This is a genomic window from Salinimicrobium sp. WS361 (assembly GCF_050750585.1).
In the GTDB taxonomy this organism is placed as follows: Bacteria; Bacteroidota; Bacteroidia; order Flavobacteriales; family Flavobacteriaceae; genus Salinimicrobium.
In genome coordinates this window covers 66,034-78,145 of the sequence record NZ_JBOJLM010000012.1, presented here as the reverse complement: position 1 = coordinate 78,145, position 12,112 = coordinate 66,034, and the positions used below count along the sequence as shown (strand labels likewise).

Sequence of the window (12,112 nt, the reverse complement as noted above, 5' to 3'; positions counted from 1 at the left end):
GATTCCGTTTTAATTTTTCAAGAGTCAGGTGCAATGCTCTGAATGTAATCAATATAATTTTGCCCCTGAATCTTAAAATTTATTCAACTCGTACCTTAATCCTAAACTGAACCAACGTGTAGGCATAGGTACAGCGCCTGCTTCTGTATATTCAGCATCAAAAAGATTAGTTACCTCTGTAAAGAAGAGAAGCTTTTGCCAGTTGTAATTCATACGAATATCTGTAACGTTATAAGCATCGGAGAGTTCGCGCTGCAGCCAGCGATTCTCAATTTGGAGAGAGAGCTCATTGATTCGGTAATGTGCTCCTGCAATAAACTGATGCCTCAGGGACTCAAGTACATATTTGGATTGAACATCGGCTGAACTCCTGATCTTGGGATCTAAATAATTATAACTGAATCTATAGCCAAAGGATTGACGGCCCTCCAGGTAAAAATTCTGTTGTATCCTGGCATAAACCCCCTGCGTGTTGTTCTCACCAAAGTTTACCGGGGAATAGGGCTGTGAGGTATCTTCTCTTACCCAGTCTATGAAATCGTTAATCTCCCGGTAGAAGTATCCCACCTGCAGGTTTAAATTCTCTTTCTGGTAATGAATGTTACCTTCGTAATTCCAGGCGTCTTCGGGTTGTAGCGAAGCATTTCCTATATTTCCGGGGCGCTGGTCCAGGTAGAGATCTGTAAAGGAAGGGATTCTTTGGCCGGACCCTATGCTGGTAGAAAGTTTCCAGTGATTATTGATGAGATAGGCCAGGTCTAATCCGGGATACAGTTGCCAGCCAAAATCGGTGTTGTAATTGGCGTAAACTCCCGCCGTTCCTCTAATCTTCTCTCCAAGGCGGCTTCTTATTTCGGCATAAGCACCATGGTTATCACGCTTATGTTCCCCAATGTTTGAACTGTTGATTGTTTCCAGTCGGGATTCCCAGCCAAAGCCAAGGGTGCCCACGTTGGTTACAAGACTGCTGTTAAGTTCAAGCATGAGGGCGTTGGTGTAGTGTATGGAGCGGCCTTTGCTCAGGTCATTTTTAAAATACCGGTAGTCGTCTTCACCATAGCGATTGCTGATCCTGGGAGAAACCATGAGATCGCCCCACTGGTGTTTTGAGGAAAGACTGAATATAGATGACTGAACGAGTTCTTCGGAATTACGGTCTCCGGGAGCTGCGTAAAAGCCGTTGGCTCCAAACCTACTTCCGGCATATCCCGCCATGGCTTGCAGATTGTTATTACTATCGAAGTTGTATTCCCCATTATAAAAAAGTCGGGTGTTTTTGGAGGCAGAATTGTAGCGCTGCCCATTGTAATTACTTTGAGCTAATGATAAGAGATGATTTTGGTTTTCGCTTCCAAAGTTACCTGTGACTTCTGCCCGGCCTCCGGCGTAGATTCCAGAGCCATCGCCCTCTTCCTTTTGCTCAAAAGAACTTCCGGCCTGTACAATTGAAGTGATAGAGGAGTGGCTTTCTTTCCTGGTCACAATATTTATAGCACCCGTAAGAGCGTTAATTCCGAAGATCCTGGCTGCGGCACCTCTAAGCACTTCAATATGGTCTATGGCACTCAGGGGAATGGGGATATTCATCATGTTATGGGCAGTCTGTGAATCAATCATCTTCACACCATTGATCAGGATTATGGTTTGTTCAGAGGTTCCGCCGTCAATGGAAATATCGGTTTGAGTCCCAAAAGGTCCGTGCTGGCGAATATCAACTCCGCTGATGTATGATAAAACTTCATTAATAGATCTTGCGGGGAGCATTTCAATCTGGCCTCTTGTAATGACCTGTATATCCCGGGCTGCTTCGCTAAAAGGGATCCTGATCCTGTTTCCGTGTATTACTACTTCCTTTAGCTCATTTTCTGGATTTTCCTGATTCTCGTGTTCAGGAGATGTCTCCTGTTGTTGTGCAAATACAGGGAGGCTGCATAAGACACCCACTGCAAAAATTATTTTTTTCATTTAATTATATTCAATTGGGGTGCAAAGATTAAGGTTTAAGGGGTAACTTTGCTAGTCCGATTTAAAAATAATGAGTAGTCCGGTTAACATTGCTTTCCATTCCTTTGTCAAAATAGATCGCAGTAAAAAAGATCCGGTCTATATGCAAATAGTGTATCAGTTTATTAATGCGGTTAAAACAAACCTTCTGGAAGATGGCGATCAACTCCCCGGAAGCAGGAAAATCGCAGAAGACCTGCAAGTTCACAGAAAAACAATTATGGCCTCCCTGGTGGAGCTGCAAGAGCAGGGATGGATAAATAGCATTCCCAACATAGGTACTTTTGTAAAAAATGCGGAGCTATCTTCGGTGGCGGCCATCGGTTCCAGAGCTTTTAGGTCACCTCCGGAAAAGGCTGCCTTTACTTTCAGGAAACAATTTATTCTGGATACTCCTTTATTAGAGCATCGTGAAGATCTTTATTTCACAGATGGAACACCCGATTATGGGATCATCAAAGGGGAAGAATTAGCTCGTTTTTTCGCCTCGGTACTTAGAAAGGCCAATTGGTTCAATGAATTCCAGCAGGCAACTGGAGGTAATCTATTTTTTAGAGACCAGCTCAGTTATTACCTGAATATCACCAGGGGATTTCATCTTTCCAGAAAATTTTTGTTGCCCATTTCGGGAAGGGAGCAGGTTTTTTCCATCTTATCGCAGTTACTTTTAAAAACGGGGGATATTATTTTGGTGGAGAACCTGAGTTATTTTCTGCCAAATATGATTTTTGGTCAGGCAGGTGCACAGCTAAGGACGATTCCTGTGGATGAGGACGGGATGAGGGTTGATTTTATCAGGGAGCACTTTAAGGCCGGTGAGATTAGGTTCGTTTACCTCAACCCTCGTAGCCAATACCCCACTACAGTTCCTCTTTCTGAAGAGCGAAAGACAGCTTTGCTCCAATTAGCGGAACAATACAACTTTATTGTGATTGAAGATGATGACGACTTTGAATTTTCCCTCCCAAAAGACAGGTCGGCATCACTCTATAGAAAGGACGGCGGAAACCGGGTTATCTATATTGGAGCATTTGGAAGGTTCCTCACCCCCGGATTTCCAATGCATTTAGTAATCGCCCCAGAAGACTTTTTGGAAGAAGGAAAAAAGTACCTAAATATTTTTGGCAGGCCCAATTTCTTAATGGAAAAGACGCTGGGAGATATTATTCATCAAGGGGATGTACATCGGTATCAAAGGAAATTTTACAGCGTAATTAGTGAAAGAAAAAGAATGTTTGCCCAATTACTCCATACCTACTTTAAAAGCGAAATTACATTTAGTGTACCTTTATCAGGCCTGGCTTTCTGGGTTCAGTTTAATCAATCATTTTCATTAAGTCACTTTCAAAAGAGAGCAAGAAAAAAGGGACTCTTGATTCCGGGTATATGTCTTTATCAAAATCAAAATCTTATTGCTTTAAGATTGGGATTTGGCCATCTCAGCAAAAAGGAAATGGGAGAAGCTGTAAGATTACTTGCTGAAGTATATGGAGAATTGGTTTCTGAGGCTTCGCTGCAAGGATGAAGGAATAGTTGGAAGTTTTAAAAGGCCAGCGCCTTCCCCTAATGAATCCAGTCCTGCAAATGCAGCTAACCATACTGTGCCGACGGGACAGGCGTCTTTAAACGAAAAAAACCTGCTCAAGCAAAATGCCTGGCAAGTTTTTCCTGTTTTAATCCGCAGCTTAGCTGCGTTTAATAGTGGAGTCGGAGGGGTTCGAACCCTCGTCCAAACAAGCAATTCAGAAGCTTTCTACACGTTTAGTTTTCGCTTAATTTTCGATGTGCAGCCGGCCGAAAACCACCAACTGCACACTTATCCTCAATTAAGTTTCAAAACTGCATCAAGGTCCTGCAGTCTCTATATTTACTTTGTCGGTGCCTCTGGTGTGAGTGCCGTAAATCAAGGCCTTCACGAGACATCTTGGCTCCCTACCTTGTAGGGACTAGAGTAATCCTACTATAATTCAGATTATGCTGCCAAGGCGTAGTTATTCTCGCCGTTTAAAAAGTGTGAAAAATGAGATTTACGAGCTATTTCCCAGCGCTCGACGTGCTTACAACTCAATTAGACTCGCTGTCAAAACCAAGTCGACCCCATTATGTAAAGAACTTCTGCAATAATAATGCATATTTCATGCCAAACCTATTAGTCATAGGTTGAGTATAAGAGTAACAAAAATAGACATTTTGGATTACAAATAACAGGATTCGCTGTTGTTTCTGGTTCCTTTCAAATCTTTCGGAGGTTTATTGGCAAAATAAGTGGAAGAGGAATGTGGAGATACAAGAGTATTTATTGTTTTTTGCCGATTAGATATTCCAGTTGTGCTCATATGTATTTTACACTTATTGCCTGTTAAATGATTCATTCCTGCCTCTTGCAGCACAGCTTTCTATTATCTTTTTCCCACTCCTAATAATTCCTATCTTTGAGAAAATCCAAACATTTTAAAAAGCTATTTCAGTATGATAAAATTTGCCCTTATAAAAGAGCGAAAAACTCCCCCAGATCGTCGTGTGGTATTTTCTCCTGAAGAACTCAGGGAAGCTGTGAAGCAATTCCCTGATATCCAGTTCAAGATAGAAAGTTCAGACATCAGGATCTTTAGAGATGAGGAGTACAGGCAGGCAGGTTTTGAAGTAACTGAAGATATTTCTGACTGTGATATCATGCTGGGGGTTAAAGAGGTGCCACTACCTTATTTAATTCCCGATAAAAAATACTTTTTCTTCTCTCATACCATTAAAAAACAGCCCTATAACCGGGATTTATTGCGGGAAATTCTTAAAAAGAATATTGAACTTTATGACCATGAAGTTATTATTAATGAAACTGGCGGCCGGCTCATTGGCTTCGGAAGATATGCTGGGATTGTAGGAGCTTACAACGGATTTAGAGGCATAGGTCTCAAAAATGGCATTTTTGAACTCCCTAAAGCTGAAAGTCTCCCCGACCTCAAGACTATTCAGGATGAACTTGACAAAATTTCTATCCCGCCCCTTAAAATTGTGCTTACAGGCAGTGGGAAAGTGGGGGAGGGAGCTAAGGAGATCCTCGAACATTTAAAAATACCAAAGGTGAGGGTAGAGGAATTCCTCAATTCCGAATATACCCATCCCGTTTACTGCCAGGTTGACGTGCTGGACTATAATAGGCGTAAAGATGGAGCCCAGGGCAGTAACAGGGAATTTTACAACCACCCCGAACTTTATGAAAGTGATTTCAAAAAGTTTGCTAATGCGGCAGATTTTCTAATAGCCGGGCACTTCTACGGGGAAGGCGCCCCGGTCTTTTTTACTGCTGAAGATGCAAAATCCCCAGATTTCAGAATCAAATATATTGCTGACATCTCCTGCGATATTGACGGACCCATTCCCAGCACCATTCGTCCTTCTACCATCGTCGAACCGTTTTACGGTTATAATAAACAGGAAGAAAAAGAGGTTGATTTTAAGGATGAAGATGCGATCCTGGTGATGGCTGTAGATAATTTACCGTGTGAATTGCCACGGGATGCCAGTGAAGGTTTTGGGCAAATGTTCCTGGAAAATGTACTCCCCGCTTTTTTTAACGGTGATAAAGACGGAATTTTACAACGGGCGCAAATGACCAAAAATGGCAGTTTGACCCCACGGTTTAGTTACCTCAAAGATTACGTAAAAAGAGAAGAATCAGAAATATGAAAAAATACACCATGAGCTTAATGATCCTGCTGTTCGCATCAATCCCGGTAAAAGCCCAGCTACAGGTGATGAGCTATAATATTAAGTATGCCAACGAGAATGATGGAGAGAACAGCTGGTCAAACCGAAAAGATGATCTGGCGGCCCAACTCAGGTTTTATGAGCCGCATATCTTTGGAGTCCAGGAGGCGTTGCAGGGGCAGCTCGAATTTTTAGAAAATGAACTCGATAACCAATACCAATTCTTCGGAAAGGGACGTGACGACGGGGCTCAAAAAGGGGAATTTAGTGCCATATTTTTTAAGGCTGATGATCTTGAACTTTTAAAGGAGGGAACCTTCTGGCTTTCTTCAACGCCCGAAACTCCCGGAAAAGGTTGGGATGCCGCATATCCAAGGGTGTGTACTTATGGGAAGTTTAGATTGAAAGATTCAGGAAAAGAATTCTGGGTTTTTAATACACATTTTGATCACGTAGGGAAAGAGGCAAGACAGCAGAGCGTTCGATTAATCCATAACAAGATCTCAGAATTAAATAAAGAGAAATTGCCGGTAGTATTAATGGGAGATCTCAATTTGGAACCTGACACAGAAGAAGTAAATTGCCTGGCTTCTCATTATAAAGATTCTAAAAAAGTCGCAGATCACACTTTTGGACCCGAAGGTACTTTTAATGCGTATAAATTCCATGAACCCGTCACCACGCGAATAGATTATATTTTTACCGATGGCGATGTGCAGGTGAAAAAATATGCCGTACTGAGTGATTCCCGGGATCTGCGTTATTTTTCAGATCACCTTCCGGTAATGGTAGATTTGAAATTAAAATAAATTATTCGGTATAAATAATAAAGAGGGCCTTTGACGGGGCCCTCTTTGTGTTTGGTCTGATTTTCATTTCTGAAACTTCAGAAGAAGCTTCAAAAATGACATTTTTGACAACTGTTTTCCTATTAAGTCGGATTAATAGGATCGTTTGGTCCTGCACCTGCCGGCCCGTTTTTATCAGGATTTCGGGGAGGATTGGGTTTTGAAGGATTAGATCCCGGATTGTCACCTGGTTTGTCACCTGAAGTATCCCTGGAAGTTTTAGGGGTGCTGGCATTTCCGGCGCCGGTACCTTCTGGCGGAAATTTCCTTTCGGTGTTTCGCACATCAGGGTTGTCACGGTTTGGGTCGCGGGCATCGGCTGCTTCGCTTCTAAACTTCTGAATAATATCTCTAAAATGCTCCCCGGCTGCCTCCCGGCCACCAAGACCGTAACTTAAAGCTACTGCAACGGCTATGGCACCAAGTATCAATCCGAAGGCAAGTTCTACAATTTCATTGGCAATCCCCATGGTTCGTAAGGCGATGGCAATGAAAAGAGCGAGTGATGCCCAGCGAATAACGCCTGCAATAAAGTGATTCTTGCTTGAGCGCGTCATCGTGTTATATATAAGGAGAGAAATATAATTTCCTATAGCAAGAATGACAAGACCAAAGAGGATTTGACCCGTGATCTCCAAAATTTGATGAAGTATTTCAGTAAGTCTCGAAAGTCCTAAGATCTCTACAGCGGTAATAATTCCGAAGAATACCAGGAAGAAATAAATGAGGTTTGCCACGAGTTTTGAAAGCGATTGTCCTTCTCCTATCATGTTATGGATCTGGATCTTTTCAGCCGTGCGGTCCAGCCCCATGCTTCTGAAGAGATCTTCCAGGAAATTGGCGAGATATCTACCACCCCAAACAAATACCAGTAGAATGAGGGCAGCGATCACTATTTCTCCTATAAGTTCTGTAAAGCCATAGAGGATGTCATTGGCGGGTTCAGAAATGGCATCCAGGCGCAGCGTGTTGAAAGCCTGAATGAGAAATGGAATAAAGATGATTATAAATACCAGTTTCCGAAGTATGTTCACAAGTTGGTCTGTGTCTTTAAACCCGGTTTTATCTATCATCCTGTCTAGCAATCCGCCGCCAATGTGAACAAGATTGGCAACAAATTTTGCGAGCACATAACCAATAAATCCAATTAAAAGAGCTCCAATTAAATTGGGAATAAAGAGCAGGAACTCGTTGAGCATATTTTCAAGGGGTGCAAGCACCTCACTTATTCCTAAAACCTCTAAAGCGATTAGGAGAACAATGATCATGATTAAATAATAGAAGATATTCCCAACAAAAACATTGGTGTCATCTATATTATCCCCGCCAAAAATTTTGTCATCCCAGGAGGTTTTGCGAAGCAATTTCACCACCATAACCTTAATGCCTTTAGCAATAAGCCAGCCAATGAGAAGTACCAGCAGCGCCCCCAGGAGGTTGGGCAGGAAATAGGCAATGCGGTCTCCTATGTTTTCTAATTGTGTGTCCATAATTTATTGTTTTTTTAAGATAGTTAGTATTTGAAGGTAGATTAAAAAGAGCTTATGCCACAGTTACTTAACAAGAGTTTAAAAAAAATTTTACGGTTGTTGTTAATATTTTTTTACCTAAAATATGAAGAGATAGTAGAGACGAAATTAGGAGTGGTAAGGGCTGAAAGGAAATGCCAGATTTCAGAAAAAATCTCAAATTTTTTTTCAACAGTCTTTAGTTAATAAGAAAGCTGCAGGCCCTCTTTTAAAACTGCTGAATTAAAATAACTTTACTCCTCTTTCAAGTTAAAACAAAAACAAACGGCCATGGTTGAAGAATTATTTAGTACCCAGACTTATACCTATGATGAGGTACTGCAAGCATGTTTAAAATATTTTAAAAATGATGAGCTTGCAGCCACTACCTGGATAAATAAGTATGCAGTAAAAGACAAAAAAGGAAAATTTTTTGAGTTGACTCCCGATGATATGCACAGACGTATGGCGAGGGAATTTGCCCGGATGGAGGCAAAATATGCCGATCGTGTAGCGGGAAAAGAGAACCTTTCTGAATACGGAAAGACAAGAGAATTCTTAAGTGAAGAACGTATTTTCCAGCTTTTCAAGGATTTTAAATACAGCATTCCGCAGGGTAGTGTCATGGCGGCCCTTGGGAATGATCAAATGATAGCTTCTTTGTCTAATTGTGTGGTGGTACCACCTGTTTACGATTCTTACGGCGGAATTTTACATACAGACCAGCAGTTGGTACAATTGTTCAAAAGGCGTTGCGGGGTAGGTGTTGATCTTTCTGGTCTGCGCCCCAATAATGCACAGGTTTCAAATGCAGCCGGAACTACTACCGGAGCAGTTTCTTTTATGGAGCGCTTCTCTAATACCACCAGGGAAGTAGCTCAAAATGGCCGACGCGGAGCTTTAATGCTGACTATTGATGTAGCGCACCCAGATGTAGAAGACTTTATCACTATAAAGCAGGACCTTAAAAAAGTAACCGGAGCCAATATTTCTCTAAGGCTTTCAGACGAATTTATGCAGGCGGTAACCGATGATGCCGATTTTACCCTGCGCTGGCCAATTGACAGCCCGAATCCTAAATACACTAAAAAGGTTAGGGCTAAAGAGCTTTGGGATACCATCATAAGATGTGCGCACAATACTGCCGAACCAGGATTGATCTTTTGGGATAAGCAGCATACCTATTCAACTTCTTCCTTCTATCCCGGGTTTAAAAACAGTTCTACAAATCCATGTTCAGAAATTGCCATGCAGGGAGGGGATTCCTGTAGATTGATCGCCGTTAACCTATATAACTTTGTAGATAATCCTTTTACTGAAAATGCTTCTTTTAACCATGAGAAGTTCTATAAAGTGATCTATGAAACCCAGCGTTTAATGGATGATCTTGTAGATCTTGAATTGGAAGCGGTAGAAAAGATTCTTGCTAAAATTGATAAGGACGAAGAGCCAGATTTTATTAAGAAAAATGAAATAGATACCTGGAAGTTACTTGCTGAAAATGGCAAAAACGGAAGACGTACCGGTTTAGGATTCACTGCCCTTGCCGATGCAGTTGCTGCCCTTGGAGTGAAATTTGATACCGATGAAGCTCTTGAAGTAGTTGACAAAATTATGCAGACAAAACTGAAAGGAGAATTTGACAGTAGTATCGATATGGCGATCACAAGAGAACCATTCAAGGTTTTTGATCCGGCTATCGAAGAGAAGTCAGATTTCGTGCAGATGATGAAGAGAGAATTCCCGGGGCAATATAACCGCATGATGCAGCACGGTAGAAGAAACATTTCTATTAGTACTGTAGCTCCAACAGGAAGTCTTAGTATGCTCGCTCAAACTTCTTCAGGAATTGAGCCAGTTTTCATGTTGTCTTACAAGAGAAGAAGAAAAGTCAATGCTTCAGAAAAGAACGCGAAAGTGGCCTTTGTTGATGATACCGGAGATGCTTTTGAAGAATTTACCGTATATCACCCAAAAGTAAAGACCTGGATGGATGCTTCAGGCAAAGAAGCTATTGAAGAAAGTCCTTATGCAGGTGCCACTGCTTCAGAAATTAACTGGCAAAAACGTGTAGAAATGCAGGCTTTGGTTCAAAAATATACCACACATTCTATAAGCTCTACAATCAATCTTGCCAGTGATGTGACTACAGATAAGGTAAGTGATATCTATATTGAATCCTGGAGACAGGGACTAAAGGGAATTACAGTTTATCGCGATGGTTCCCGAAGCGGTATCCTTGTTTCTTCAGATGATAAAAAGGATAAAAAAGCCGATGCAGTTCAAAATGTATTTGCTGAAACTTATGCCCCAAAACGTCCTAAGAAACTTGAATCAAGGATCATTCGTTTCAATAACGAAAGTGAAAAATGGCTTGCCGTTGTCGGAATTCTGAATGATCGTCCTTACGAGATCTTTACCGGTAAAATGGAAGATGTTTTCAACCTGCCAAATTGGGTAGAAAAAGGATATGTGATCAAAAACAGGGATGAAGATGGAAACTCAAGGTACGATTTTCAGTTCTGTGATAAGCACGGCTATAAAGTGACCATTGAAGGATTGTCAAGATCTTTTAATGAAGAATACTGGAACTATGCAAAATTGATTTCCGGAGTGCTTCGTCACGGAATGCCAATCCCATACGTAGTTGACCTTATTAACAACCTTAACCTGCTTGACGAAAGCATCAATACCTGGAAAGCAGGAGTTGTACGTGCTCTTAAGCAATTTGTCCCCGATGGTACACCTGCCGCCGACAAAGAATGTGGCGAGTGTGGAGATCCTGACGGAATCATTTTTTCTGAAGGTTGCCTGGTTTGCAAGAGCTGTGGCTACTCCAAATGCGGGTAAGAATTTAATTTTGTCCCCCGGTAAATAGGAAAACCCCGCTTCTGAATAGGAGCGGGGTTTTATTTTATAGATCTAAATGAAATTGTAAGAAACCTCACAGGTTTTTGAAACCTGTGAGGTTTAAAAAGTTTCTCAAGATGGCACGGATTAGCAATCCGTGCCGATGTCCTGTACTAATGAATTCAAATTGTGAATATTCTAACCGGGAACTTAAAAAGAATAATAAGAGTATTCTTAACAAAAAGACCTAACAGGTTTTTCAAAAACCTGTTAGGTCTGAAGAATCTCTTAGATGGCGCGGATTTGCAATCCGTGCCGATGTGTAATCCACGACGAGATTAATCTTAAAAAGAATTTATGGTCTTTCTAATCGCTGTCAGGTTGCTTAACAATCTCTCTAAATACTGAATGTCCAGCATATTGGCCCCGTCACTCTTTGCGTTGGCAGGATCAAAATGAGTTTCGATAAAAATTCCGTCGGCTCCGGTTGCAATTCCCGCACGGGCAATAGTTTCGATCATGTCGGGCCTTCCGCCTGTTACGCCGCTGCTCTGGTTGGGCTGTTGCAGGGAATGCGTTACATCAAGAACGGTAGGCGCAAACTGGCGCATGGTAGGTATTCCCCGGAAGTCAACGATCATGTCCTGGTAGCCAAACATGGTCCCTCTGTCGGTTACCATCACCTGCTCGTTATTGCATTCCTGAACTTTGGTGACTGCATGTTTCATACTCTCCGGACTCATAAACTGGCCTTTCTTCAGGTTCACTACTTTTCCTGTCTCGGCGGCCGCCACTACCAAATCCGTTTGGCGTACCAAAAATGCAGGAATCTGCAGTACATCCACATATTCTGCAGCTAAAGTAGCATCTTCGCGTTCATGAATATCTGTAACAGTAGGAACACCAAAGGTTTCAGAAACTTTCCGAAGAATTTTCAGGGCTTTTTCATCCCCAATCCCGGTAAAGCTGTCAATGCGGCTGCGGTTTGCCTTTTTGAAGGAACCTTTAAAAATATAAGGAATTTGCAGTTTGTCGGTAATGCCCACAATGGTTTCGGCTATGCGCAAAGCCATATCTTCACCTTCAATGGCACAAGGGCCGGCAAGCAGGAAAAAATTTCCGGAGTCGGTATGTTTTATCTGAAGTATCTTATCAAGTTGCATAGAAAAAATTTTACTGCAAAGATACCTTTTT

7 protein-coding genes and 1 other RNA gene are annotated in these 12,112 nt (G+C 41.8%); 4 read left to right on the top strand and 4 right to left on the bottom strand.

Translation table 11 applies throughout. From position 1 onward, the window contains the following. Window positions 1–72 precede the first annotated feature (72 nt). The gene (locus ACQ93I_RS12710) at window positions 73–1,965 is read right to left on the bottom strand and encodes a TonB-dependent receptor plug domain-containing protein (RefSeq protein ID WP_431698818.1); all 1,893 of its coding nucleotides are present in this window, start codon (window positions 1,963–1,965) and stop codon (window positions 73–75) included. A gap of 70 nt (window positions 1,966–2,035) precedes the next feature. Here ACQ93I_RS12710 and ACQ93I_RS12705 point away from each other — a divergent pair, with 70 nt between their 5' ends. Continuing rightward, window positions 2,036–3,529, top strand: coding sequence for a PLP-dependent aminotransferase family protein (locus ACQ93I_RS12705; RefSeq protein WP_431698817.1), 1,494 nt, complete (start codon window positions 2,036–2,038; stop codon window positions 3,527–3,529). Window positions 3,530–3,703: 174 nt separating this feature from the next. On the opposite strand, the gene ssrA is transcribed toward ACQ93I_RS12705, so the two are convergent. Beyond that, window positions 3,704–4,103: a transfer-messenger RNA gene (gene ssrA, locus ACQ93I_RS12700) on the bottom strand. 370 nt (window positions 4,104–4,473) lie between these two features. Between ssrA and ACQ93I_RS12695 the strand changes: the two genes are divergently transcribed. Together ACQ93I_RS12695 and ACQ93I_RS12690 are read left to right on the top strand one after the other, a co-directional pair. Then, window positions 4,474–5,691, top strand: a complete 1,218-nt coding sequence (locus ACQ93I_RS12695) for an NAD(P)-dependent oxidoreductase (protein WP_431698816.1) — start codon at window positions 4,474–4,476, stop codon at window positions 5,689–5,691. Next, a complete protein-coding gene (locus ACQ93I_RS12690; protein ID WP_431698815.1) occupies window positions 5,688–6,521 on the top strand; it encodes an endonuclease/exonuclease/phosphatase family protein in 834 nt (277 codons plus the stop codon). The genes ACQ93I_RS12695 and ACQ93I_RS12690 overlap by 4 nt, the downstream gene beginning before the upstream one ends. 122 nt (window positions 6,522–6,643) lie before the next feature. Here ACQ93I_RS12690 and ACQ93I_RS12685 read toward each other — a convergent pair whose 3' ends face one another. Continuing rightward, a complete protein-coding gene (locus ACQ93I_RS12685) occupies window positions 6,644–8,050 on the bottom strand; it encodes a mechanosensitive ion channel (protein WP_431698814.1) in 1,407 nt (468 codons plus the stop codon). A gap of 309 nt (window positions 8,051–8,359) precedes the next feature. Between ACQ93I_RS12685 and ACQ93I_RS12680 the strand changes: the two genes are divergently transcribed. Next, complete coding sequence (locus ACQ93I_RS12680; protein WP_266069881.1) at window positions 8,360–10,918, top strand: adenosylcobalamin-dependent ribonucleoside-diphosphate reductase; 2,559 nt, start codon at window positions 8,360–8,362, stop codon at window positions 10,916–10,918. 344 nt (window positions 10,919–11,262) lie between these two features. On the opposite strand, the gene kdsA is transcribed toward ACQ93I_RS12680, so the two are convergent. Then, a complete protein-coding gene (gene kdsA / locus ACQ93I_RS12675; RefSeq protein WP_431698813.1) occupies window positions 11,263–12,081 on the bottom strand; it encodes a 3-deoxy-8-phosphooctulonate synthase in 819 nt (272 codons plus the stop codon). Window positions 12,082–12,112: the final 31 nt, after the last annotated feature.